Here is a 22,866-nt window from a genome sequence, read left to right on the forward strand (position 1 = left end):
GATACTGCTTTTATCTGAATTATTAAGGAGGAACCGATTATGAGCTACAACTACAATCCTGCAACCCAAACGGTCGGCGAAGGGGTCGGCTTCGAGCGCATCCGCCGCATCACCGGTTATCTGGTGGGCACCGTGGACCGCTTCAACAACGCCAAGCGCGCCGAAGAGCGCGACCGCGTGAAACACGGCCTGGACAGCGGCCTTGAGCAGCTGTGATGCCGCTGCGTCTGGCCGGGGTGGTGCGCGAGTCGATCGTGGACGGCCCCGGCTTTCGCTTTGTGGTGTTTGTGCAGGGGTGCCCCCACCACTGCCCCAGCTGCCACAACCCGCAGTCGCACGACTTTGCGGGCGGCTACGACTGCGATCCCCAGCGGATTCTCGACGAGATCGACAAAAACCCGCTGCTCTCCGGCGTGACCTTCTCGGGCGGGGAGCCGTTCTGCCAGCCGGAAGCGCTGTGCGGGCTGGCGCGCGAGGTAAAGGCGCGCGGCCTCGGCCTGATGGCCTACAGCGGCTACACCTACGAGGAGCTGCTGGATCTGGCGAAGGAACGCCCGGCTGTGGGCGAGCTGCTGGAGCTGTGCGACTACCTGGTGGACGGTCGGTTTGTGCTGGCTGAGCGCGACCTGACCCTGCAATTCCGCGGCAGCCGCAACCAGCGGATCGTGGATCTCGCCGCCACGCGGCGGGAGGGCGAGGTTGTGACAACCGAGCTTTGAGACGAAAAGAAGCCCCCATCCATTTGGATGGGGGCTTCTTTTATGCACCGGTCAGTTAAATGGCCAGAACAAACTTCAGGATAAAGAAGAAGGACAGCAACCAGGTGATCCAGGAGGTCTCCCTGACTTTGCCGGAGAACAGTTTGATCAGGCAGTGGGAGATCAGGCCGAAGCCGATGCCGTTTGCAATGGAGTAGGTGAGCGGCATCATAGCGACGGTGAGGAACCCGGGGATCGACTCGGAGATGTCGTCGAAGTTCATGTTCTTCAGGCCGCTGAGCATCAGCGCGCCGACGAAGATCAGTGCGGGAGCGGTGGCTACGCTCGGAATCAGGCCGACAAAGGGCGCCGCGATCAACGCGAGCAGGAAACAGATCGCGGTGGTCAAAGAGGTCAGGCCGGTGCGGCCGCCCTCTGCGATACCGGAGGAGGATTCCACGAAGGTGGTGACGGTGGAGGTACCCAGCAGGGCGCCGGACGCGGTGGCGATGGCGTCGGACAGCAGGGCGGGTTTCATGCGGGGCATGTTGCCGTCCTTGTCGAGCAGGCCCGCCTGGCCCGCGGTGCCCAGCAGGGTGCCGATGGTGTCAAACATGTCCACCATCGAGAAGGAGAGGATGAGCACCAGCACGGTGGTGATGGTGGAAGCGATATTTTTACCCGCAAACAGGGTGGCAAAGTCCAGACGGAACAGGGAGACATCCCAAAAATCCTTGGCCTGCGCGGCGAAGTTGATCGAGAAGTTCTCCGGCAGGGTGGCGACGCCGAAGGGGAAGTAGGCCAGGATGGCGGTGATGATGATGCCGATCAGGATGGAGCCCTTCACCTTGAGCTTGTAGAGAGCCGCGATGATGAACACACCCAGGATGGCGAGGATCGCGCCCATCACATCCACATGCATCTCGGGGTTGCCGAGCTGCGAGAAGTTGATGAGGGCGACCTGCGTGGAGGGATCGGCGACGACGATCTTCGCGTTCTGGAAGCCCAGGTAGGCGAGGAACAGGCCGATACCGCCGCTGATGGCGATTTTGACGTTGGCCGGGATGGCCTTGACAATCGCCTCACGCGCACCGATCACGGTGATGACGATGAACAGCAGGCCCGACATAAAGACGATGGCCAGCGCGCACTGGTACTGTTCAACCACGCTGAGTTCCTTCCCGGTGACGCGCACCATGGCGGGCATCACAGTGAAGGCGAAGAAGGCGTTGAGACCCATGCCGGAGGCCTGCGCAAAGGGGATTTTGGCCAAGAACGCCATGAGCATGGTTCCGATGAAGGCCGAAAGACAGGTGGCGAAGAAAACGCCGTTGTAAATCTGGCCGTCGCCCATCGAGAGCATACCGGGGTTGACAACGATGATGTACGCCATTGTGAAGAATGTGGTAAGACCGGCCACAATTTCGGTTCTTACCGTGGTGCCGTGTTGCTTGAGCTGAAAATAGTTTTCCAACATACGGGGACCCTCCTAAGAATTGTTTTATTTCCGGACACCGGCGCCAGCCACCGCGCCGTGTCAAACAGACAGGGACAAAAAGTCATACTATTAATAATTTATTATCAACTTCAATTTTAGCACAACTGCCCATAATCTTGCAATAGGTCTGGCGATAAAATGTAAAATCATTTCCTTCCAGCGGGAAAATGCGCGAAAAAAGCCGCCCGGAAGGCGTCCCCCGGGCGGCGGTCTGATCGAGGATCAGAATTATTTGTTCAGGTTGGCTTCCAGAGTATCCAGCTGTTCGACCAGCTCCTTGGGCAGCTTGTCGCCGAACTTCCCGTAGAACTCGCGGATGCCCTTGGCCTCTTCCTTCCACAGGTCCTTATCGACGTTCAGCAGGCCCTTGACGGTCTCAACATCGATATCCAGGCCCTCGAGGTTGATATCCTCGGGCTTGGGCTCGTAGCCGATCGGGGTCTCCACCGCGTCGGCCTTGCCCTTGCAGCGGTCCACAATCCACATCAGCACACGCATATTGTCGCCGAAGCCCGGCCAGATGAAGTGGCCTTCGTCGTCGGTGCGGAACCAGTTGACGTTGAAGATTTTGGGGGCCTTGTCGCCGAGCTTCTCGCCCATATCCAGCCAGTGCTGGAAGTAGTCGCCCATATGGTAACCGCAGAACGGCAGCATGGCCATCGGGTCGCGGCGCACAACGCCCACAGCGCCGGTCGCAGCGGCGGTGGTTTCAGACGCCATGGTGGAGCCGACGAACACGCCGTGTTTCCAGTCGCGCGACTGATAGACCAGCGGAGCGGTCTTGGCGCGGCGGCCGCCGAAGATCATCGCGGAGATCGGCACGCCCTCGGGGTTGTTGAACTCCTTGCTGATGCAGGGGCAGTTGACTGCGGGAGCGGTGAAGCGGGAGTTGGGATGCGCGCCCTTCTCGGTGGAAGTTTTGCCGTTCCAGGGTTTTCCGGTCCACTCAAGCGCATGCTCCGGCGGGTTCTTGTCCAGGCCTTCCCACCACACGGTGTTGTCGTCCAGGTTTTTCACCACGTTGGTGAAGATGGTGTTCTTCATGGTGGATTTCAGTGCGTTGGGGTTGGACTTCATGTTGGTGCCGGGCGCCACGCCAAAGAAGCCGTTCTCCGGGTTGATGGCGTACAGGCGGCCGTCCTTGCCCTGTTTGAGCCAGGCGATGTCGTCGCCGACCGTCCAGACCTTGTAACCCTGCTTCGCATACACCTCGGGGGGAACGAGCATGGCCAGGTTGGTCTTGCCGCAGGCCGAGGGGAACGCAGCGCAGACGTAGGTGACCTCGCCCTGCGGGTTCTCGATGCCCAGGATCAGCATATGCTCGGCCATCCAGCCCTCTTTCCAGCCCTGGTAGGAGGCGATGCGCAGCGCGAAGCACTTTTTGCCCAGCAACACGTTGCCGCCGTAACCGGAGTTGATGCTCCAGATGGTGTTGTCCTCGGGGAAGTGGACGATGTAGCGGTTCTCGGGGTCGACATCCGCCTTGGAGTGCAGGCCGCGCACGAAGTCGTCGGAGGTTTCGCCCAGGTTCTCAAACGCCTGCTTGCCCATGCGGGTCATGATATCCATATTGAGCACGACATAGATCGAGTCGGTCAGCTCGACGCCCACCTTGGCCAGGGGGGAACCGATCGGGCCCATCGAATAGGGGATAACATACATGGTGCGGCCCTTCATCACGCCGTCATACATCGGGGTCAGCTTCGCATACATCTCTTTGGGGTCGCACCAGTTGTTGGTGGGGCCGGCGTTCTCTTTCTCTCTGGAGCAGATGAAGGTGCGGGCCTCCACGCGCGCAACGTCGTTGGGGTTGGTGCGGTGCAGCAGGCAGCCGGGCAGCTTCTCTTCATTCAGAGCTTCCATCTCGCCGGTGGCGATCGCCTGATCGCGCAGGCCTTTGAGCTGCTCGTCGCTGCCGTCGATCCAGACGACCTGGTCGGGTTTGCACAGGGCGACCATTTCGTCCACCCATTTGAGCACATTTTTGTTATTCGTAAGTGCCATGATGCTATCTCCTTTCGCCGACTTTGTGTCGGATAAACCAAATTTTCCACAAATACATTATAGCTGTCTCGAATGCAATTTGCAATGAGGAAACGCAAAAAATTCACTATTTGTTAAAAATGTAACAAAAACTTCAAAGTTCCATAAAAAATCACCACCCTTTTGATCGGAAAGTGACCGCAGGGTGGTGAAATTTCGCATTAAAAGGGAATGTCGTCCTCGCTTTCGTCCTCATCCGGTTCCCCGTCGCAATAGCCGTCGCCCGGGAAATAATGGTTGCCATTGTTGTTGCCGCAGTAGACCCCCTTCTTGATGGGCGCCATCAGGAAGCCGATCACCACGCCGAGCAGCAGAAACATAGCCGAGAGCACGCAGACAAACGATTTGTTCATAGTGTTTACCTCCGGTTTCAAATTATGCGGGAATAGGGGGAATCGATGGGCCGGGTGGCGCAGGCGTTGAGCGAGAGCGAGGCCGTGCAGCCCGCGACCGCCTCGTAATACCCCTGCGCGCCGATCATGGCCGCATTGTCGCCGCACAGGGCGAGCTCGGGCAGATAGAGCCGGTAGCCGCGCTGGTCACACGCCGCCTGAAGGGAGGTGCGCAGGCCGCTGTTGGCGCATACACCGCCCGCGCCCACGATCACCCGCGCGCCGGTGTGCTCGGCGGCGAGCATCAGCTTGTCGGTGAGGATGCGGCAGACGGTGGCCTGGAAGGACGCGGCCAGGTCGTTGTTGTCGATCGCCTCGCCCTTTTGGGATGCGTTGTGCACGAGATTGACCACCGCCGTCTTGAGCCCGGAAAAGCTCAGGTCAAACGGGCTGCCCTCCACACGGGGGATCGGCAGGCGGTAGGCCTTGGGGTTGCCGGACTGCGCGGCCCGGTCGATATACACCCCGCCGGGGTAACAAAACCCCATCGAGCGCGCGGCCTTATCGAACGCCTCGCCCGCCGCGTCGTCGCGGGTGCGGCCGATCACCTCAAACTCGGTGTAGCCGCGCACGTTGACGATGTGGCTGTGCCCGCCCGAGGCCACCAGGCAGAGAAAGGGCGGCTCCAGATCCGGGTGGGTGATGTAGTTGGCGGCGATGTGACCGCGGATGTGGTGCACCGGCACCAGCGGCTTGCCGCTCGCAAGCGCCAGGCCCTTGGCGAAGTTCACCCCCACCAGCAGCGCGCCGATCAGGCCGGGCGCGTAGGTCACGGCGATCGCGTCGATCCCGCCGAGGCTCACGCCCGCGTCGAGCAGGGCCTTGTCCACCACCGGGATGATCGATTCCGCGTGGCGGCGCGAGGCGATCTCAGGCACCACGCCGCCGTATTGTTGATGCTCCGCCACCTGCGAGTGGATCACCGACGAGCGGACAAGGCGCCCGTCCTCCACTACGGCGGCGGCGGTTTCGTCGCAGGACGATTCTATTGCTAACAGTTTCAAATGCGGTACTTCCTTATCATAGTCAGATTGCTGGCCGCGCCTCCCCGGCGTCGCCGCCGGGCGCATGCCCGGTCAAAGGGTGCGGGTGGCAGGGTGCCCCGGCAGCTTCGGGCAGAGCGGCGGGGATTTTACAGCGGGACCTCCCCGGCATCGCCGCCGGGCGCATGCCCGGTCAAAAGATGCGGGTCATGAGAATCGCATCCTCGACCGGATTGACGTAAAAATCGGGGCGCACGCCCACCTCGTCAAAATCAAAATTTTCGTACAGCCGCCGCGCAACCTCGTTGGAGCGGCGCACCTCCAGGGTGATGAAGCTCAGGTCATTCTCCTTGGCCAGGCAGATGAGCTCGTCCAGCAACGCTTTGGCCACGCCGCGACGGCGGAACCGTTCGGTCACCGCGAGGTTGGCGAGGTACCCCTCGTCAATCACCTGGGTCATCCCCACATAACCGGCGATCTCGCCGTCACACAGAGCCACCAAAAACACCGCGAGAGGGTTGGAGAGCTCGGCAGCCAGCGACTCGTCGCTCCAGGGGGTGGAAAAGCATTCGGTTTCAATCTCCGCCAGACGCTCGATGTGCTCCTGGCGCATGGGCGTGATAGTAATACTTCGGCCTTCTATGTCCACTGATCTATCTCCTTCTTGCTGTGGGACCGGATTGCCGGATGCATGGCCCCAGCTGTCCCGCGATTAACAATACTATAGTATAAAATGGCGGCAGACGCAAGGGCCGCCCCGTTTTTCTCAAAATTTTCAGCCGTCCGCCTGGCCCAGCGCGATGGGGAGGAACCCCTCCAGCGCGCGGATTTCGTAGTCGCACAGCGAGGGCTCGGGGCAGGGCAGCCCCGCGGGGTTTAGCCAGCAGGTGGCGACGCCCGCGGCGCGGCCGCCGCGCATATCCGAGGCGATCGAGTCGCCCAGCAGGATTGCGCGGCCGCGATCGGGGTCGCCCAGCCGTGCAAACAGCCTGTCGAAGTAGTCCGGCTCGGGCTTGTAGCTGCCGAGTTCCTCGGAAATAAAGATGTCGTCTATGTATGTGCAAATGGCCGAACGAGCCAACCGCCGGCGCTGTACTGCGCCGATGCCGTTGGTGGCGATGTACAGCCTGCGCTCCGCAGCGGCCAGCGCTTCGCAGAGCGCCTGGGCCCCGGGCAGCAGATAACAGCCCTCCCCCAACGCATCGAGGTAGACGCGGCTGCACGCCGCTGGGTCGTGCGCTACCCCCAGCTCGGCGAACAGCAGCCGGAACCGCTCGATCTTGAGCGCCTCCTGGGTGATTTCCCCACGCTCGAGGGCGCGCCATAGCCCCTCGTTAATTTCAATATAGCGCGGCAGAAGCTCCTCGCCGGGGAGCCCCAGCCACCCCATCGTGGAGAGGAATGCGCCGCGTTCCGCCAGGTGAAAATCGAATAGCGTCTGGTCCGCGTCCAGCAGGATGATACCGTAACCGCGCATGGTCAAAGTCCTCCGCGGTAAAGCAGAGGATTGCCGTCCGGCCCCACCAACACGGTCATCCCGCCGCCATACCCGTCCACGCGGAACAGGTACTGCACACCGGTCTCGCGGTCCACGAGTATCTGCACCTCGCCGCCGAAATTAGTGGATTGCTTGTAAATGCGCTCAAATCGTTTTTCATCCATGGGGTTGCTCCTCCCTCCAGGCCCGTTCGATCGATGCGTACAGGCCGGGATACCGCTTTTTCATGTTGACCGGGCGGAAGGTCTTGGTGTCTACCCAGGCGTGCAGGGTGCGGCCGGTGTTGAGCGGGGTGTGCTCCCCGATGCGAAATACCTGGTATTGGAACTCCACCCGCGCCGGCGAGAGGTCGCCCACCGTCACCTCCACGATCAGCTCGTCCTCGTAACGGGCGGGGGAGATGTACCGGCAGGAGAGCTCGACCAGCGGGGTCATCACCCCGAGCTTTTCCAGGTCGCTGTAGGAAATCCCCAGCTTTTTGATATAATCGGTGCGCGCCACCTCGTACCACACCGGGTAGACCGCGTGGTGGATCACACCCATCTGGTCGGTTTCGGCGTAGCGCGCGACAATGCGGCTCTGTGATTTCATGGTGAATGCCTCCAGTTGTTCAATCTGCCGGATATTGGCTGATCCCGGCAATATCTGTGGGCGCTGCCCGCTGAGGGATAGCAGAACGTTTTGCAGCTTCGGGCACAGCGCTTGTTTTTTGCGAAGCGGCCGCCCCGAATTGCCTGTGGGCGTTGCCCACTAGCCCTTGGCCTGGTACCAGGTCTCGCCCACGTTGGCGTCGGCCACCAGCGGGACGGAGAGGGACGCGGCTCGCTCCATCTCCTCGGTGACGATGGCCCGGGCGCGCTCGGCTTCGCTGTCGGGCGACTCGACGATCAGCTCGTCGTGTACCTGCAAAATAAGGCGGGAGCGCATCCCCTCCCGCTCCAGGCGGCGGTAGACCCGCACCATCGCAATCTTGATGATGTCGGCGGCGCTGCCCTGGATGGGGGTGTTCATCGCCACCCGCTCGCCGAACGAGCGCAGGTTGTGGTTGCTGCTGGAAAGCTCGGGCAGATAGCGCCGCCGCCCCCACAGCGTCGAGACATAGCCGTGCTCCTTGCCGAAGGCCACGGTGTCCTCCATATACTGTTTGACCCCGGAATAGGTCCTGAGATAATCCTTGATATAGCGGTCGGCCTCAGCCACCGAGACGCCGATATCCTGCGACAGAGAGAAGGCCGAGATGCCGTAGACGATGCCGAAGTTGACGGCCTTGGCGCGGGAACGCATCATGGGAGTGACGAACAGGGGCGGCAGGCCGAACACCTGCGAGGCGGTCTGGGTGTGGATATCCTCACCGGTGCGGAACGCCTCGGCCATGTTTTTGTCGTTCGCAACATGCGCCAGCACCCGCAGCTCGATCTGGCTATAGTCGGCGTCCACCAGCTTGCAGCCGGGCGCGGCGCGGAAGAACTTGCGCAGGTTGCTGCCGATTTCGGTGCGCACCGGGATGTTTTGCAGGTTGGGCTCGGTCGAGCTGATCCGCCCGGTGCGGGTCTCGGTCTGCTGGAAGCTGGAATGGATGCGGCCGTCCGGCCCGATCACCTTGATGAGCCCGTCCACATAGGTGGATTTGAGCTTTGTTAGTTTGCGGTACTCCAGGATGCACTCGATGATCGGGTGCTTGCCGCGCAGCGATTCCAGCACGTCCGCGTTGGTGGAGTAGCCGGTCTTGGTCTTCTTTTTGGCGGGCAGCTCCAGGTCGCCGAACAGCACCTCGCCGAGCTGTGCAGGGCTGTTGATGTTGAACTCCCGACCGGCGTACTCGTAAATCTGCTTTTGATACCGCGCGATGTCCACATCCAGCTCTTCGCCGAAGCGCTCCAGCGCCTGGGCGTCGATCGAGAAGCCGAGCACCTCCATCGAGGCCAGCACCTCCGAGAGGGGCAGCTCGATCTCGTAGAGCAGCTCCCCCTGCCCGTTCTCGTCGATCTCCTGCGCCATCTTGTCGCACAGCGAGGGGAAGGCGGCGCAGTCGGCGGCCAGCTCTTCAAAGCCCTCGGGCACAGCGCCGGCCAGCTCCGCGACAGCGGCGCCGGTGTTTTGCGCGAGCGCCGTGATCGTGTAGTTGCTCGAGTTGGGGTTGGAGAGGTATCCGGCCAGCAGAATGTCGAAGGTGATGTTTTTCACCGGCACCTGATGCAAAAAACCGTAGCGGTAGAGCTGCTTGGCGTTCTCCACCCGCAACCTCCACGGCTTTTTGAGCAGGCGGTTTAAGATGGTGCGGCTCTCGGTGAATGCCGCACGCCCGCCGAACAGGATCGCTGTGCGCACCGGCTCGTCCCCCTGCCAGCGGCAGAGCAGGTCCACCACAGCGTCGGGCGCGTCATCCAGCGCGCGCAGCATCTCCTCCAGCTCGATCACCGTCAGCAGCGGCGCAGATGCTGCGGAACCGGCCTCCTCACCGGCGCCAGCTGCGTCCGCTGAGAGCCCGAGCCGGTCGATCATCTTGTACATCTCCAGGCGGGCGAGCAGCCGTGCGGCCCTGTCCTGCTGCACTTCGCCGCGCTTATAGTGGGTAAGGTCGGTGTCCACCGGCGCGTCGCAGCAGATGGTGGCCAGCTCCTTTGAGAGAAACGCCATCTCGCGCCCGGCCTCGAGCTTGGCGCGCATGGCGGGCTTGAGCTCGATTTCGTCGAGCTGCTCATAGAGCGCCTCCACCGATCCGTACTGCGAGATGAGTTGAATCGCGCCCTTCTCGCCGATCCCCTTGACGCCGGGGATGTTGTCCGAGCTGTCGCCCATCAGGGCCTTGAGGTCGATGAGCTGGATGGGGTCCACCCCGTACCGCTCGCGGAAGGCGGCGGTGTCATACACGCTGGAATCGGGCTGCCCCATCTTGGTGGAGGCCAGCCGCACGGTGACATAGTCGCCGATCAACTGGAGGCTGTCCTTATCCCCGGTGGCGATCACGCAGGGAACCTGCGCCCGGGTGCAGGCGGCGGCCAGCGTGCCCAGGATGTCGTCGGCTTCATAGCCTTCGCACTCCACCATCGCATAGCCGAGGTAGCCGAGCAGCTCCTTCAAAACGGGCAGCTGTTGGGCGAGTTCCTCGGGCATCCCCTTGCGCTGGGCCTTGTAGCCCTCGTAGCGCTTGTGGCGGAAGGTGGGCGCGCGCAGGTCGAACGCGATGGCCACCGCGTCTGGCTCCACGTCGGCGGTGATTTTGAGCAGGATGCTCAAAAAGCCGTAGATACCGTTGGTATAGTCGCCATTTTTGGTGGAGAGCAGCTTGATGCCGTAAAAGGCGCGGTTGAGGATCGAGTTGCCGTCCACAGCGAGTAGTTTCATCATCATCCCTCTTTTTTGATCCGGCCGGATGTATTTTCCAACCGTCTGAGTCAATCGTCAGGTTCTATTGCGGTTATTATAGCGCAAGTGCAAAGCACGCAGGGCTATAATAGGCCATCAAGGCGGAAGCGGGCGCAGCGCGCGGATCGCCTGACCATCAAACTATAATGACCGCTTGCGGTTATTATATCACAAAAGATTGTAAATTTCTCGCGCTTTTGCTAAGATAAAGTGGATGCGGGCGTGGGAGCCCGCGCAAAACTAAGCCATCAGGAGTCGTTTATGATAGAAACAATTCAAATCGGCGGCGTGAGCGTCAAGCGCACCGCGGCGCTCGCCCCCATGGCCGGTGTGGCGGACCGCGCGTTCCGCGAGATCTGCCGTAGGTTCGGCGCGTGCTACGCAGTGGGCGAGATGGTCAGCAGCAAGGGGCTCACCTATCAGAGCAAAAAGTCGGCCGAGCTGCTGGTCACGTCGGGGGAGGAGCGCCCGGTGGCGGTGCAGCTGTTCGGCGACGACCCGCTCACCATGGCGCGCGCGGCCGAGCTGGCGCTGAGCTACCAGCCGGACGTCATCGACATCAACATGGGCTGCCCCGCGCCCAAAATTGCGGGCAACGGTGGGGGCAGCGCGCTGATGAAGCGGCCGCAACTCGCGGGGGAGATCATCCGCGCGGTGGCGGGCGCAGTGGACGTGCCGGTGACGGTGAAGTTCCGCAAGGGCTGGGACGACGAAACCGTCAACGCGGTGGAGTTCGCCAAAATCGCCGAGCAGAGCGGCGCGGCGGCGCTCACGGTGCACGGGCGCACCCGCAAGCAGATGTATGCCCCGCCTGTGGACGTGGAGATCATCGCGGCGGTCAAACGCGCGGTTACCTCCATCCCGGTGATCGCCAACGGCGACGTGACCGACCTCGCGAGCTGCCTCGCGATGTACGAACGCACCGGCGCGGACCTGGTGATGATCGGGCGGGGAGCCCTGGGCAATCCGTGGGTGTTCCGCGAGATCGACGCATACTTTTCCGGCGCGCCCCTGCCGCCGCAGCCCACCCTGGAGGAGAAACTCGGGGTGATGCGGGAACAGATCGCGCTGGCCTGCGCCTACAAGACCGAGCGGGTGGCGATGCGCGAGGCGCGCAAGCACGCGGCGTGGTACCTCACCGGGGTGCGCGGCGCGGCGTCCTTCCGACATCAGGCGGGCACGCTGTGCACCTTGGCCGACCTGGACGCGCTGATCGAGCAGGTGCTCGAGCGGCAGACGATACAACGAGAGGAGGAATCGACATGAGCACCGGTATCATCGGCGGGGCGGACGGCCCCACGGCGATCTATATCGCCGGTCAGTTTCACTGGATTGCGCTGCTGGTGGGCGCTGTGGCCGCGGTTATCGCAGCCCTGGTGATCTACCTGGTCTGGAAGAAAAAATCCGGCCGATAACGAAGAAATGGGATGATGAGATGAGCTTCAATCGGATCGTGACGGTTTCGCTGAACCCAGCGCTGGACATCACCCTTTGGGTATCCGGCCTGGATCGGGAATACAACGATGTGACGAACGAGCAGTGGGAGGCCGCGGGCAAGGCGGTGAACGTGGCGCGGGTGATGCACGCGTATGGGTCACCTGTTAAGGCGGTGCTGTTGGCGGGCGAGGACAACCGCAAGCGCTATTTCGACCGGCTGGACCGCGAGGGCATCGACTATGAGGCGGTGCTGCTGCCGGGCGAGACCCGCGAGAATATCAGCCTGGTGCAGCCCGACGGGAGCCTCCTGCGGCTGGCGCGGCCGGGCTTTTTCGTGGAGGCGGCCCACCTGGACGAGCTGAAAAACCGCCTGCGCCGCCTGGTGGGGCCGGGGACGCTCGCGGTGCTGGCGGGCAGGAACCCGCGCGGCGTGGGCCCGGAGGCGTTTGTGGAGCTGTGCGCCTTTTTGAGCGGATTGGAGGCCCGGCTCGCGGTGGATACCAGCTCGGTCGGGGCGCGGGAGCTCGCGGCCATCCGGCCGTGGATCATCAAGCCCAACCTAGAGGAGCTCGAGGGGATGACCGGCCGGAGCTGCCGCACCCGCGAGGATCTCTGCGCCGCGCTGCACGGCCTGCACAGCGGCGGGGTGGAGCGGGTGCTGCTCAGCCTGGGCGGGGCGGGCCTGCTTTATTCCGGCGCGGACGGCGCGGTCTGGTATGCGCAGGTGCCCGAGGTGCCGGTCAAATCCACGGTGGGCGCGGGGGATAGCTCCCTTGCGGGCTTTCTGCTGGCACACCGCGCCGGGCGGCCGTTGGAGGAGTGCGTGCGCATCGCGGCGAGCTTCGGCACCGCCGCCGTGATGATCGACGGCACCAACCCGCCGCGCCGTGCCGACCTGGAATGGGTCTACCCGCGCGTGGAGCTTTTTCCCCTCGCGCACGACTTCGGCCCGGCCGCCGGGGAGGGCGGCTGATGGAACCACAGCTTTCCACCCTGCTCGTCGTCTGCCCGCTGGTGTTTCTGGCGGGCCTCGTCGATTCCATCGCGGGCGGCGGGGGGATCATCAGCCTGCCCGCCTATCTGTTCGCGGGCCTGCCGGTGCATCTGGCCTACGGCACCAACAAGTTCGCCATGTCCAGTGGCACGTTGATCGCCACCCTCAAATATGCGCGCAGCGGGTGCATCCGCTGGAAACCCGCCCTCTGCTCGGTGGCCGGGGCCCTGATCGGATCGTGGTGCGGCGCGCAGCTTGTGATCTACCTGGATGAAAAAATACTTAAAGTATAGCTTGCTTGTCATATTACCTATGGTTGCGGCGTTTCTGCTGTTCAACCGCAATTTTGGCCGGACAAACCCCGAGCGCGAGGCCACTGGACCGAAGCTCTACCTGTTGGCGTTTGCCATCGGCCTGCTGCTGGGCGCCTACGACGGCTTCATCGGGCCGGGCACCGGCACCTTCCTCACGCTGGCGTTCACCGGCCTGCTGGGCTTTTCATTGATCAGCGCGTCGGGCAACGCGCGGGTGGTCAACCTCGCCTCCAATGTGGCGGCGCTCGCCGCCTACATCCTGGGCGGCAAGGTGCTGTTCTGGCTGGGGATTCCCGCAGCGCTCTGCGCCATTGCGGGCAATTACCTGGGCGCGCGCGCCGCGGTGAAGCGCGGGGAGCGGTTCATCCGGCCGGTGATTCTATTGTCGGTGGCGCTGCTGTTTGTACATATGATTTTAGAGTTGACCGGGAAATAGCCGGAGAAATAGCGAGGGCGGCCTTCCTTTGTGGAGGGCCGCCCGATTTTTATTGTTGATCATTATTTGCAGATCAGCCCTTGCAGAAAAAGATCGAGCTTTCCCTTTTGGGCATCTGTCAGGTAGGAATATTGATGAAGAAGTTTCTTCTGTTCGGGTGTCAATGTCACCGCCTGCTCCTCTTCGCAGAAGAACTGGCAAAGGGTGATGCCCAAACCGGTGCAGATTTTTTCCAGCGATGGGATGGACGGCAACATTTCTTTTTTATACCACGACGAGATGGTGGACTGCGGCAAATCCGAACGTTTAGCAAGTTCATACTCTGACCAGCCCTTTCGGCAACGCAGGTCTGCGATTCTATTTAAGATGTCCATTTTCCCACCTCCGCTTCAATAGTAATGATTGTCGTATATTATATACGGATTATCGTTGCAATATAATAATCATTATTGTAGTATTACTACGATAATAATTATTATATTGGAGATGGTAGATGTGAAAGAAAGAACTTGCTGCTTTACGGGCCACAGGGAGATACCCGAGGAAAGCCTGATGAAAATAAAACAACGCCTTGAAGAACAAGTCGTAAGACTCATTCAACAAGGCGTTATCTATTATGGCGCGGGCGGGGCGCTGGGGTTTGACACCCTGGCCGCCCAGACAATACTGGCGCTAAAAAATGCCTATCCGCAGGTGAAACTGATATTAGTGTTGCCCTGCCAGAATCAAAGCGAGCGGTGGAACAGGGCGGACCGCGCAATTTATGAAGGGATTTTGGTGCAGGCCGATAAGGTGGTATATATATCAGAGCATTATTATAAGGGGTGTATGCACAAGCGAAATCGGCATCTTGTCGATTGCAGCGATTATTGTATCTGCTATTTAAACCGACTTTCGGGAGGCACCTATTATACGGTACATTATGCACGAGAAAAAGGTCTCAAGATTATAAATTGTGCTGAGCAACTCGGGTGATCCCATTCCCTTGCAACCGCATTACTTCGTCTTCGCCAAGCTCTTGGAGTTGTAAAAGGTCGGGGAATGCTTGATCTCCCCGCCGATCTCGGGAAACGTCGAGCGGATTTTCTCCAGCTCGTTTTTCATATGCTCAAATTCCTCGTACAGCCGGTTGTCGAACCGCTTTTTCCGGATATCCAAAATAAACGGCTGCAACTGGTAATAGGTGTTGATAAAAAACGAGCCGCTCATCCGGTCGGCCACGATGAGGTCGTAGACGCCCAGGTTCACCCCCAGGCTGAACCGCTCCAACAGGCTCAGATACTGCTTGATTTGCAGCAGGGTCTCCTCATCCAGCTCGTCCAGATGGATCGGATCCAGGCCGTACTTCAGAAAGAGCTTCTTTTCAATCTCCTCCGATTCCTTTTTGAGCTCGTTGAAAAATTCGATGGTCGTCTGCTTGCAGGTGCGTTCGTGGGTGGCAAGGTAGGTTTTCCGCAGTTGAAACAGGTTCACCAACGCAATCGCCACCCCGATGCAGGCAAATATAGACGCCGCCATGTCAATCCATTCCGCCATATGCTCCCCTCCCAGTTGTTAAACTTCATTTTGTCGCGGGTAAAAAATGCGGACCGGCGCGTTTCGGCGCCGGTCCGCATGGTGCATACCTGTGGGTGAGATGTAAGATTGGACTTTAGTACGCTTTGCCCCAATAGACCATCGCCTTGGCGGGCTTGCCGCAGCACACGCAGGTGCCGTCGCCGATCGTCTCCTGCTCGAACGGCATACAGCGCGAGGTCACGCCGGCTTCCTCCTTGAGCTTCTCCTCGCAGCTGAGATCGCCGCACCACATGGCCTTGACAAAGCCCATGTCCTTGCTGAGCAGCTCGTTGATCTGGTCGATCGAGGTGGCGCTCCAGGTACGGCGCTCGCGGTTTTCCAGCGCCTTCCGGTAGAGCCCGTCATGCACCGCGCGCAGCAGCTCGGGAATTTTCTCTTCCAGCTGATCCAGCGGTACAAAGGTCTTTTCGCGGTTGTCGCGCCGCACAATCACGCACTGGTTGTTCTCGATGTCCTTGGGCCCGATCTCCAGGCGCAGGGGCACGCCCTTCATCTCATACTCCGCGAACTTCCAGCCCGGGGAGTTGTCCGAAGCGTCCATCTTGACGCGGAACTTGCTGGCCAGGCGCGCGCGCAGTTCCTCGGCCTTGTCCAGCACGCCGGGCTTGTGCTGCGCCACCGGCACGATGATCACCTGGATGGGCGCGACCGCGGGCGGCAGCACCAGGCCGTTGTCGTCGCCGTGGGTCATGATAATCGCGCCGATGATGCGGGTGGACAGGCCCCACGAGGTCTGGTGGGGATATTGCAGGGTGTTGTCCCGCCCGGTGAACTGGATATCGAACGCGCGGGCAAAGCCGTCCCCAAAATAGTGGGAGGTGCCCGATTGCAGCGCCTTGCCGTCGTGCATCATCGCCTCGATGGTGTAGGTGGCCTCGGCGCCCGCGAATTTTTCCTTGTCGGTCTTGCGGCCCTTCACCACCGGGATGGCCAGCGAATCCTCGCAGAAGCTCGCATAGACGTTCAGCATCCGCTCGGTTTCCTCAATCGCCTCCTCGGCGGTCTCGTGCATGGTGTGGCCCTCCTGCCAGAAGAATTCCATCGTGCGCAGGAACGGGCGGGTGGTCTTCTCCCAGCGCAGCACCGAGCACCACTGGTTGTACAGCTTGGGCAGGTCGCGGTAGGAGTGGACGACGTGCGCGTAATGCTCGCAGAACAGCGTCTCGGAGGTGGGGCGGATGCACAGCCGCTCCTCCAGCTTCTCGCTGCCGCCGTGGGTCACCCACGCCACCTCGGGCGCGAAGCCCTCCACGTGGTCCTTTTCCTTTTGCAGCAGGCTCTCGGGGATCAGCATGGGCATCGCGACGTTCTCGTGGCCCAGCTCCTTAAAGCGGGTGTCGAGGATGTGCTGGATGTTTTCCCAGATCGCGTAGCCGTACGGGCGGATGACCATGCATCCCTTGACGCAGGAATAATCCGCCAGCTCGGCCTTTTTGACCACGTCGGTGTACCATTTGGCAAAGTCCACGTCCATCGAGGTGATCTCATTGACCATTTTCTTGTTGTCTGCCATGTTCTTGTTCCTCCTGTCGCGCAGCGCCCCACAGACCCTTTCCGCAGCGGCCGCAGCGCGGGATATTCCGGAAACACGCCTCCGGGGTGGCGCAGCCGGCCCCCAAGGCCGGCACGATATCATCTATCATACCACAACCGCGCACAGGCCGCAACGGTTACTCGTCGCCGGTTTTCTTCCCCGCAGTCAGCTTGGTGAGCGCCAGGATGATGAGGTAGATGATGAAGATGACCACAAAGATACCCAGCATCCCCTTGCCCATCAGCACCAGGGATTGCATAAAAAGTTCGTTCATACGCTGATTCCTCCCGTCGTTATTTGAGCATCTGGGGCACCAGGCCCAGGATCATGCCGCCCGCGATAACCGAGGCGATCTGTCCGGCCACGTTCGCGCCCACCGCGTGCATCAGCAGGTGGTTCTGGTTGTCCTCGGCGAGCGCCATCTTCTGGATGACGCGCGCGGACATGGGGAACGCCGAGATGCCCGCCGCGCCGATCATCGGGTTGATCTTGTTCTTGCTGAACAGGTTGAGGAACTTGGCGAAGAAGATACCGCCGATCGAATCGAAGATAAACGCCAGCAGGCCGATGGCCATGATGATGAGGGTGTTGACCTGCACAAAGTATTCCGCCCGCATCGAGAAGGAGATGGTGATGCCCAGCAGCAGGGTGATGATGTTGGCGAACTCCTTCTGCGCGGTCTGCGAGAGGGAATCGAGCACGCCGCACTCGCGGATGAGGTTGCCGAACATCAAAAAGCCAACCAGCGAGACCGAAGCCGGGGCCACCAGTCCGGCCACGATGGTGACACAGATGGGGAACAGCAGGCGGGTCATGCGGGAGACGCTCTTGGGGTTGTAGGGCATGCGGATCATGCGCTCCTTTTTGGTGGTGACCAGCTTGATGGCGAACGGCTGCACGATGGGCACCAGCGCCATGTAGCTGTAGGCCGCCACCGCGATGGCGCCGACATAGGGTGTTTTAAAAATTTGAGACACCAGGATCGACGTGGGGCCGTCGGCCGCGCCGATGATGCCGATGGATGCGCAGTCCGCCAGGGTGAAGCCAAACACGGGGGCCAGCAGCGCCGCCACCATGATGGCGAAGAAGATGCCGAACTGCGCGGCCGCGCCGAACAGGATCATCTTGGGGTTGGAGAGCAGCGGCCCGAAGTCGATCATCGCGCCAATGCCGATGAACAAAAGCAGCGGCAGCGCCTCGCTCGCCTCGATGGTGGTTTCAAACAGCCACTGGATGATGCCGTGGCTGGCCTCCGCGCCCGGGATCAGGAACTGGTCGAGCGCGCCGCTCAGGGGGATGTTGACGAGAATCGCGCCGAAGCCCATCGGCAGCAGCAGCGCGGGCTCAAAGCCTTTGGCGATCGCAAGGTAGATGAGCAGGCCGCCGATGGCCCACATCACCAGCATCTTCCATCCGCCGGCCTGGAAGAGCGCCAGAACACCGTCCAATAAAAAATCCATCACAAATTCTCCTTTGTCACAATTTCCTTAAGGTCCAGACGAAAATCATTGTACCCGAATATCTGCCATTTTTCAAGATATTGTGTGACCAAAAGATGAATAAATTATGAACTGAGCTGTTAAGATTCCGTACAGATTGTGAAATGCGCTGGTATGCACAAAAAAGCCGCCGCGCCCCCATGCAGGGGAACGCAGCGGCGGAGGGTTTCGTCCCAATCAGATCTGGTCTTCGATGTATTTCACGATATCGCCGACGGTTTTGATGTTCTCTACCTCTTCGTCGGGAATTTCGACGTCGAACTCTTCCTCAAGGCTCATGACAAGGTCAACGACATCCAGCGAATCAGCGCCCAGGTCGTCGATGATGCTCGCCTCCATCGTGACTGCGTCCTCCTCGACGTCCAACTGATCCATGATGATGCCTTTTACTTTCTCGAATACCATAGAAAGTTTCCTCCTCGTAAAATTTTTGTAGTTTATATTTTTTTGCTGATCGGGCCGACACAGCGCGGATGCGCCGCAATACCCGCCCGCGGGTTTACTCTAAATATGCCCCAATCTTCCTGAACTTATCATAGCGGTTTTGCAGCAGCAGGTCAATAGGGGTTGCGGTATATTTTTTCACCGCTTCGCGCAGGAAATCCGCGATCTGTCCGGCGGCCTGCGCGGGGTTTGCCTGCGCCCCGCCCGCGGGCTCTGGGATGATCCGTTCGGCCACCTCCAGCTCCACCAGGTCGCGCGCGGTGATGCGCATCATGTCCGCCGCCTCCTGCTCGCGAGCAGCGTCCTTCCACAGGATGCTCGCGAAGCCGCGCGGGGAGATCACCGAATACACCGCGTTTTCCAGTACAGCCAGCTCGTCGCAGACGCCCAGCGCCAGCGCGCCGCCGCTGCCCCCCTCGCCCAACACCACCGAGATGACCGGGGTGCGCAGGCGCATCATCTCCATCAGGTTGCGGGCGATCGCCTCGCCCTGCCCGCGCTCCTCGGCGGCTACGCCGCAGAACGCGCCCGGGGTGTCGATAAAGCAGAGCACTGGGCGGTGAAACTTCTCGGCCTGCTTCATCAGGCGCAGCGCCTTGCGGTAGCCCTCGGGGTGCGGCATGGCGAAGTTGCACGCTTGGTTCTCCGCCAGGTTGCGGCCCTTCACCTCGGCAACCACCGTGACGGGTTCGCCGCCCAGCCGGCCGATGCCGCCCAGAATCGCGCCGTCGTCGCCATACAGCCGGTCGCCGTGCAGCTCGATGAAGCCGTCGAACAGCAGAGGGACATAGTCGCGGATGGTCGGCCGATTTTTGTCGCGGATGAGTTGGATGCACTCCCATGCGGTTTTAGCCATCGAGCGCACCCCCTTTCGTGTGCAGACCGATGAGTTGCGACAGGGTGGAGCGCATGGCCGCGCGGGTCACGATGCTATCCACAAAGCCGTGCTGCAAGAGAAATTCCGCCGACTGGAAGTCGTCGGGCAGGCGCTGCTTGATGGTGCCCTCGATCACACGCCGCCCCGCAAAGCCCACTAGTACCTTGGGCTCGGCCAGGATGATGTCGCCGAGCATCGCAAAGCTGGCGGTCACGCCGCCGGTGGTGGGGTCGGTGAGCACGGTGATGTACAAAAGGCCCGCGTCGCTGTGGCGGGTCACCGCGCCCGAGGTCTTGGCCATCTGCATCAGCGAGACGATGCCCTCCTGCATGCGCGCGCCGCCCGAGGCGGCGAACAGCACCACCGGCAGGCGGCGTTCGGTGGCGCGCTCAAACAGGCGGGTGATCTTTTCGCCGACCACCGAGCCCATCGACGCCATCATGAAGGTGGAGTCCATCACGCCGATGCCGCAGCGCGCCCCTTCGATTTCGCATTCGCCGGTCACCACCGCGTCGCGCTGCCCGGTCGTCGCCTGCAGCGCCGCGATTTTGGCCTCGTAGCCTGGAAAATCGATGGGGTTTTTGCTGGTCATTTCCTTATCATATTCACAAAAGGTGCCGTTGTCAACCGTTAATTGGATGCGCTGGGTCGCATTGATGCGGGAATGATACCCGCAGGAGGGACAAACCCTGAGGTTTTTCTCAAATGCCTCCACAATTTCGACATGCGAACAGCGCGGGCACTTGAACAACAGGTCGGACGGGGTCGAAAACTTATGGATCATCCCCGTCACCGCCTGGGTGCCGTCGTTCATGCGCGTCTTGACCGTGCTGAAGATATCCTGTAGCATGGCGCACCTCACTCTCAAACAAAATCGTCCGGGAGCCGCTCAAAAGCGGCGCGGGGCAGGGCAGCGTTCCCACTCCGCGCAGTTTTTGCACGGCCCGGTTATTTTCCTTCCATCCTCCGGGTCAAAAAGCCGATGTCGTAGCGGCCGCGCTCCACGTCCGGGTCGCGCAGCAGCTCAAGCTGGAACTCGACGTTGGTGTCTACCCCCTCCACCAGAAACTCTGCCAGCGCCCACTTCATCTTGGCGAGCGCCTGCTCGCGGGTGGGGGCGTAGGCGATCAGCTTGGCGATCATCGAGTCGTAGTAGGGTGGGATGGTATAGCCCGCGTACATCGCGCTGTCTACCCGGATGCCCGGGCCGCCCGGCATGTGCAGGGCGGTCACCGTGCCCGGCGAGGGGCGGAACCCCAGCGCCGGGTTCTCCGCATTGATGCGGCACTCGATCGCGTGGCCGGTCAGATGGATGTCCTCCTGCCGCAGATCGAGCGGCTCGCCCGCGGCGATGCGGATCTGCTGCTGCACGATGTCCAGCCCGGTGACAAACTCGGTCACCGGGTGCTCCACCTGCACGCGGGTGTTCATCTCCATAAAGTAAAAATCCCCGCGCGTGTCCAGCAAAAATTCGATGGTACCAGCGTTGTGGTAGTCCACCGCGCGCGCCGCGCTCACTGCAGCCTCGCCCATTTTGGCGCGCAGGGCGTCATTCATCAGCGGCGAGGGGCTGGGGGACTCCTCGATCATCTTTTGGTTGCGCCGCTGGAGGGAACAATCGCGTTCGCCCAGATGCACCACATGGCCGTGCTCGTCCGCGAGGATCTGGATCTCCACGTGGCGCGGGTCCACGATGAACTTTTCGAGGTAGACGGTGTCGTCCCCAAAGCAGCTCTGCGCCTCCTGCTGTGCGGCGGTCACCGCCGCCTCCAGCGCGTCCTCGTTGTCCACCCGGCGGATGCCGCGGCCGCCGCCGCCGGCGGAGGCTTTGACCATCACCGGGTAGCCCACCTCGCGCGCAATCCGCCTGGCCTCAGCCATCGAGGTGATCGCGCCGTCGCTGCCCGGCACCACCGGCACGCCCGCCAGGCGCATGGTGGTCTTGGCGTTGGCCTTGTCGCCCATGCGGTCGATCGATTCGGGCGAGGGGCCAATGAATTTTACATTGCAGCGCTCGCACAGCCGCGCAAAGGCGCTGTTTTCCGATAGAAAGCCGAAGCCGGGGTGCACCGCCTCGGCGCCGGTGATCTCGCAGGCCGAGAGAATCGCCTGCATGTTGAGGTAGCTGTCCCGGCTGGGCGCGGGCCCGATGCAGACGCACTCGTCCGCGATCTGGGCGTGCAGCGCCAGGCGGTCGGCCTCCGAGCAGACCGCCACCGTGCGGATGCCCATTTCCCGGCAGGCGCGGATGATCCGCACCGCGATTTCGCCCCGGTTGGCGATGAGTATTTTATGAAACATGGCAGTCGCCCTTTCCCAATGCTGTTTTCATGTGGGCTGTGGGGGCGCGTTGCTACGCGCCTTCGCCTTCCGCGGGGCCGATTGCAAAGGTCAGCTCGGCCGAGACCGCCTTCTTGCCGTCCACAGTCGCCACCGCCTTGCCCACGCCCACCGGGCCGCGCACCTTGACCACCTCGAGCTCGAGGCGGATGGTCTCGCCGGGCAGGATTTTGCGCTTGAATTTGGCCTTGTCGATGCCCGCAAAGTAGGCCACGCGGCCCTTGTACTCGGGCAGGGACAGGATGCACACCGCGCCCGCCTGCGCGAGCATCTCGATGGTGAGCACGCCCGGCTGCACCGGCTCCTGCGGGAAGTGCCCCTTGAACCAGAATTCGTCGGGTTTCAGAGTCTTCTGCGCCACCACGCGCTTGCCGGGCTCCAGCTCGAGCACCTCGTCGATCAGCAAAAACGGGTCGCGATGGGGGATGATCCCCTTGATCTGTTCCTGATTGAGCAGCGCCATATCCGCCGCCTCCTTTATTCCAAAATGAGAATCGGCTGGCCGTATTCCACGGCCTGGCCGTTGTTTGCGATAATCTCCCTGACCACGCCGTCGCAGTCGCTCTGCACCTCGTTCATCAGCTTCATCGATTCGATGATGAACAGCACGTCGCCCTTCTTCACCGCCTGCCCCACCGAGACAAACGGCGGCTTGTCGGGTGCGGGCGAGCTGTAGTAGGTGCCCACGATGGGGGCCTTCACCACCGTGCCGGTGGGCTGAGGCACGGGCTGCTCCACGGCCGTGTTCACCACCGTTGCCTGGATGTTGGCGGGCGCGGGGGCGGCGGGCGGCGCTGCCGCGAGGGCCGGTTCGCGCTTGCCGTCGATCTTCACCTGAAAGTCCTGGTCGGCGATCTCAACGCTGACCCCCAGCTGGGACGCCCTTTCCATCAGCTCCATGATCTCCTTGGTCGTATATCCCACAAGAATACACC

25 protein-coding genes and 2 pseudogenes are annotated in these 22,866 nt (G+C 61.4%); 7 read left to right on the plus strand and 20 right to left on the minus strand.

Annotated elements, in window-relative coordinates:
* Positions 1-90: 90 nt before the first annotated feature.
* Positions 91-216: pseudogene (gene nrdD, locus H8711_RS04390) on the plus strand (anaerobic ribonucleoside-triphosphate reductase); the annotation flags it as partial.
* Entirely contained in the window at positions 216-719 is a 504-nt protein-coding gene (nrdG, locus tag H8711_RS04395) for an anaerobic ribonucleoside-triphosphate reductase activating protein (RefSeq protein ID WP_249282328.1), read from the plus strand. The pseudogene nrdD and the gene nrdG, both read left to right, overlap by 1 nt.
* A 55-nt stretch (positions 720-774) precedes the next feature.
* Here nrdG and H8711_RS04400 read toward each other — a convergent pair whose 3' ends face one another.
* The 9 genes from H8711_RS04400 to polA form a co-directional block, all read right to left on the minus strand.
* Entirely contained in the window at positions 775-2,175 is a 1,401-nt protein-coding gene (locus H8711_RS04400; protein ID WP_249282329.1) for an NCS2 family permease, read from the minus strand.
* Between the two features lie 249 nt (positions 2,176-2,424).
* The gene (locus H8711_RS04405; protein ID WP_249282330.1) at positions 2,425-4,200 is read right to left on the minus strand and encodes a phosphoenolpyruvate carboxykinase (GTP); all 1,776 of its coding nucleotides are present in this window, start codon (positions 4,198-4,200) and stop codon (positions 2,425-2,427) included.
* A gap of 200 nt (positions 4,201-4,400) precedes the next feature.
* Positions 4,401-4,592 (minus strand): hypothetical protein, encoded by a 192-nt coding sequence (locus H8711_RS04410; protein ID WP_249282331.1) that lies wholly within the window; start codon positions 4,590-4,592, stop codon positions 4,401-4,403.
* A 17-nt stretch (positions 4,593-4,609) separates the two neighbouring features.
* Positions 4,610-5,635: a tRNA (adenosine(37)-N6)-threonylcarbamoyltransferase complex transferase subunit TsaD gene (gene tsaD, locus H8711_RS04415; protein WP_249282332.1), complete on the minus strand. Its 1,026-nt coding sequence runs from the start codon at positions 5,633-5,635 to the stop codon at positions 4,610-4,612.
* Between the two features lie 172 nt (positions 5,636-5,807).
* The gene (gene rimI, locus H8711_RS04420; RefSeq protein WP_249282333.1) at positions 5,808-6,263 is read right to left on the minus strand and encodes a ribosomal protein S18-alanine N-acetyltransferase; all 456 of its coding nucleotides are present in this window, start codon (positions 6,261-6,263) and stop codon (positions 5,808-5,810) included.
* A gap of 126 nt (positions 6,264-6,389) precedes the next feature.
* Positions 6,390-7,091 carry a YjjG family noncanonical pyrimidine nucleotidase gene (locus H8711_RS04425; protein ID WP_249282334.1) on the minus strand — a complete coding sequence of 234 codons (702 nt, stop codon included), beginning with the start codon at positions 7,089-7,091 and terminating at the stop codon, positions 6,390-6,392.
* A gap of 2 nt (positions 7,092-7,093) precedes the next feature.
* Positions 7,094-7,276, minus strand: a complete 183-nt coding sequence (locus tag H8711_RS04430; protein ID WP_249282335.1) for a DUF6440 family protein — start codon at positions 7,274-7,276, stop codon at positions 7,094-7,096.
* Positions 7,269-7,703 (minus strand): acyl-CoA thioesterase, encoded by a 435-nt coding sequence (locus H8711_RS04435; protein WP_249282336.1) that lies wholly within the window; start codon positions 7,701-7,703, stop codon positions 7,269-7,271. The genes H8711_RS04430 and H8711_RS04435 overlap by 8 nt, the downstream gene beginning before the upstream one ends.
* Positions 7,704-7,862: 159 nt before the next feature.
* Positions 7,863-10,457: a DNA polymerase I gene (polA, locus tag H8711_RS04440; RefSeq protein ID WP_249282337.1), complete on the minus strand. Its 2,595-nt coding sequence runs from the start codon at positions 10,455-10,457 to the stop codon at positions 7,863-7,865.
* A gap of 282 nt (positions 10,458-10,739) precedes the next feature.
* Here polA and dusB point away from each other — a divergent pair, with 282 nt between their 5' ends.
* From dusB to H8711_RS04460, 4 genes and pseudogenes are all read left to right on the plus strand, one after another.
* The gene (gene dusB / locus H8711_RS04445; protein WP_249282338.1) at positions 10,740-11,744 is read left to right on the plus strand and encodes a tRNA dihydrouridine synthase DusB; all 1,005 of its coding nucleotides are present in this window, start codon (positions 10,740-10,742) and stop codon (positions 11,742-11,744) included.
* Positions 11,741-11,893 (plus strand): sodium ion-translocating decarboxylase subunit beta, encoded by a 153-nt coding sequence (locus tag H8711_RS04450; protein WP_249282339.1) that lies wholly within the window; start codon positions 11,741-11,743, stop codon positions 11,891-11,893. Before dusB ends, H8711_RS04450 begins: the two co-directional genes overlap by 4 nt.
* 20 nt (positions 11,894-11,913) lie before the next feature.
* Positions 11,914-12,888 (plus strand): 1-phosphofructokinase family hexose kinase, encoded by a 975-nt coding sequence (locus H8711_RS04455; protein ID WP_249282340.1) that lies wholly within the window; start codon positions 11,914-11,916, stop codon positions 12,886-12,888.
* A pseudogene (locus H8711_RS04460) lies at positions 12,888-13,659 on the plus strand (sulfite exporter TauE/SafE family protein). The gene H8711_RS04455 and the pseudogene H8711_RS04460 overlap by 1 nt, the downstream one beginning before the upstream one ends.
* 62 nt (positions 13,660-13,721) lie before the next feature.
* Here the strand turns inward: H8711_RS04460 and H8711_RS04465 are convergent.
* The gene (locus H8711_RS04465; protein WP_249282341.1) at positions 13,722-14,033 is read right to left on the minus strand and encodes a helix-turn-helix domain-containing protein; all 312 of its coding nucleotides are present in this window, start codon (positions 14,031-14,033) and stop codon (positions 13,722-13,724) included.
* Between the two features lie 112 nt (positions 14,034-14,145).
* Between H8711_RS04465 and H8711_RS04470 the strand changes: the two genes are divergently transcribed.
* Entirely contained in the window at positions 14,146-14,634 is a 489-nt protein-coding gene (locus tag H8711_RS04470) for an SLOG family protein (RefSeq protein ID WP_283245848.1), read from the plus strand.
* 21 nt (positions 14,635-14,655) lie between these two features.
* Here the strand turns inward: H8711_RS04470 and H8711_RS04475 are convergent, their stop codons facing one another.
* The 10 genes from H8711_RS04475 to accB form a co-directional block, all read right to left on the minus strand.
* The gene (locus tag H8711_RS04475) at positions 14,656-15,195 is read right to left on the minus strand and encodes a DUF4760 domain-containing protein (RefSeq protein WP_249282343.1); all 540 of its coding nucleotides are present in this window, start codon (positions 15,193-15,195) and stop codon (positions 14,656-14,658) included.
* Between the two features lie 115 nt (positions 15,196-15,310).
* On the minus strand, positions 15,311-16,750 hold the full coding sequence (gene proS / locus H8711_RS04480) for a proline--tRNA ligase (protein WP_249282344.1): 1,440 nt from the start codon (positions 16,748-16,750) through the stop codon (positions 15,311-15,313).
* 157 nt (positions 16,751-16,907) lie between these two features.
* On the minus strand, positions 16,908-17,045 hold the full coding sequence (locus H8711_RS04485; RefSeq protein WP_249282345.1) for an OadG-related small transporter subunit: 138 nt from the start codon (positions 17,043-17,045) through the stop codon (positions 16,908-16,910).
* Between the two features lie 19 nt (positions 17,046-17,064).
* Positions 17,065-18,231 (minus strand): sodium ion-translocating decarboxylase subunit beta, encoded by a 1,167-nt coding sequence (locus tag H8711_RS04490; RefSeq protein WP_249282346.1) that lies wholly within the window; start codon positions 18,229-18,231, stop codon positions 17,065-17,067.
* Positions 18,232-18,447: 216 nt separating this feature from the next.
* Positions 18,448-18,675, minus strand: a complete 228-nt coding sequence (locus H8711_RS04495; protein WP_249282347.1) for an acyl carrier protein — start codon at positions 18,673-18,675, stop codon at positions 18,448-18,450.
* Between the two features lie 94 nt (positions 18,676-18,769).
* On the minus strand, positions 18,770-19,570 hold the full coding sequence (locus H8711_RS04500) for an acetyl-CoA carboxylase carboxyltransferase subunit alpha (protein WP_249282348.1): 801 nt from the start codon (positions 19,568-19,570) through the stop codon (positions 18,770-18,772).
* On the minus strand, positions 19,563-20,441 hold the full coding sequence (gene accD, locus H8711_RS04505; RefSeq protein ID WP_425516012.1) for an acetyl-CoA carboxylase, carboxyltransferase subunit beta: 879 nt from the start codon (positions 20,439-20,441) through the stop codon (positions 19,563-19,565). The genes H8711_RS04500 and accD overlap by 8 nt, the downstream gene beginning before the upstream one ends.
* Before the next feature lie 98 nt (positions 20,442-20,539).
* Positions 20,540-21,892 (minus strand): acetyl-CoA carboxylase biotin carboxylase subunit, encoded by a 1,353-nt coding sequence (locus H8711_RS04510; protein ID WP_249282349.1) that lies wholly within the window; start codon positions 21,890-21,892, stop codon positions 20,540-20,542.
* A gap of 52 nt (positions 21,893-21,944) precedes the next feature.
* Positions 21,945-22,394 carry a 3-hydroxyacyl-ACP dehydratase FabZ gene (fabZ, locus tag H8711_RS04515; protein ID WP_249282350.1) on the minus strand — a complete coding sequence of 150 codons (450 nt, stop codon included), beginning with the start codon at positions 22,392-22,394 and terminating at the stop codon, positions 21,945-21,947.
* Positions 22,395-22,408: 14 nt separating this feature from the next.
* Complete coding sequence (accB, locus tag H8711_RS04520) at positions 22,409-22,855, minus strand: acetyl-CoA carboxylase biotin carboxyl carrier protein (protein WP_249282351.1); 447 nt, start codon at positions 22,853-22,855, stop codon at positions 22,409-22,411.
* Positions 22,856-22,866: the final 11 nt, after the last annotated feature.

Source organism: Ligaoa zhengdingensis, from assembly GCF_014384885.1.
Classification (GTDB): domain Bacteria; phylum Bacillota; class Clostridia; order Oscillospirales; family Ruminococcaceae; genus Ligaoa; species Ligaoa zhengdingensis.

Excerpts from the sequence above, each read along its gene's own strand:
- nrdG (WP_249282328.1), top strand. The coding sequence starts at position 216 with ATGCCGCTGCGTCTGGCCGGGGTGGTGCGCGAGTCGATCGTGGACGGC.
- H8711_RS04400 (WP_249282329.1), bottom strand. The coding sequence starts at position 2,175 with ATGTTGGAAAACTATTTTCAGCTCAAGCAACACGGCACCACGGTAAGA.
- H8711_RS04405 (WP_249282330.1), bottom strand. The coding sequence starts at position 4,200 with ATGGCACTTACGAATAACAAAAATGTGCTCAAATGGGTGGACGAAATG.
- H8711_RS04410 (WP_249282331.1), bottom strand. The coding sequence starts at position 4,592 with ATGAACAAATCGTTTGTCTGCGTGCTCTCGGCTATGTTTCTGCTGCTC.
- H8711_RS04425 (WP_249282334.1), bottom strand. The coding sequence starts at position 7,091 with ATGCGCGGTTACGGTATCATCCTGCTGGACGCGGACCAGACGCTATTC.
- H8711_RS04430 (WP_249282335.1), bottom strand. The coding sequence starts at position 7,276 with ATGGATGAAAAACGATTTGAGCGCATTTACAAGCAATCCACTAATTTC.
- H8711_RS04435 (WP_249282336.1), bottom strand. The coding sequence starts at position 7,703 with ATGAAATCACAGAGCCGCATTGTCGCGCGCTACGCCGAAACCGACCAG.
- polA (WP_249282337.1), bottom strand. The coding sequence starts at position 10,457 with ATGAAACTACTCGCTGTGGACGGCAACTCGATCCTCAACCGCGCCTTT.
- dusB (WP_249282338.1), top strand. The coding sequence starts at position 10,740 with ATGATAGAAACAATTCAAATCGGCGGCGTGAGCGTCAAGCGCACCGCG.
- H8711_RS04450 (WP_249282339.1), top strand. The coding sequence starts at position 11,741 with ATGAGCACCGGTATCATCGGCGGGGCGGACGGCCCCACGGCGATCTAT.
- H8711_RS04455 (WP_249282340.1), top strand. The coding sequence starts at position 11,914 with ATGAGCTTCAATCGGATCGTGACGGTTTCGCTGAACCCAGCGCTGGAC.
- H8711_RS04465 (WP_249282341.1), bottom strand. The coding sequence starts at position 14,033 with ATGGACATCTTAAATAGAATCGCAGACCTGCGTTGCCGAAAGGGCTGG.
- H8711_RS04470 (WP_283245848.1), top strand. The coding sequence starts at position 14,146 with ATGGTAGATGTGAAAGAAAGAACTTGCTGCTTTACGGGCCACAGGGAG.
- H8711_RS04475 (WP_249282343.1), bottom strand. The coding sequence starts at position 15,195 with ATGGCGGAATGGATTGACATGGCGGCGTCTATATTTGCCTGCATCGGG.
- proS (WP_249282344.1), bottom strand. The coding sequence starts at position 16,750 with ATGGCAGACAACAAGAAAATGGTCAATGAGATCACCTCGATGGACGTG.
- H8711_RS04485 (WP_249282345.1), bottom strand. The coding sequence starts at position 17,045 with ATGAACGAACTTTTTATGCAATCCCTGGTGCTGATGGGCAAGGGGATG.
- H8711_RS04490 (WP_249282346.1), bottom strand. The coding sequence starts at position 18,231 with ATGGATTTTTTATTGGACGGTGTTCTGGCGCTCTTCCAGGCCGGCGGA.
- H8711_RS04495 (WP_249282347.1), bottom strand. The coding sequence starts at position 18,675 with ATGGTATTCGAGAAAGTAAAAGGCATCATCATGGATCAGTTGGACGTC.
- H8711_RS04500 (WP_249282348.1), bottom strand. The coding sequence starts at position 19,570 with ATGGCTAAAACCGCATGGGAGTGCATCCAACTCATCCGCGACAAAAAT.
- accD (WP_425516012.1), bottom strand. The coding sequence starts at position 20,441 with ATGCTACAGGATATCTTCAGCACGGTCAAGACGCGCATGAACGACGGC.
- H8711_RS04510 (WP_249282349.1), bottom strand. The coding sequence starts at position 21,892 with ATGTTTCATAAAATACTCATCGCCAACCGGGGCGAAATCGCGGTGCGG.
- fabZ (WP_249282350.1), bottom strand. The coding sequence starts at position 22,394 with ATGGCGCTGCTCAATCAGGAACAGATCAAGGGGATCATCCCCCATCGC.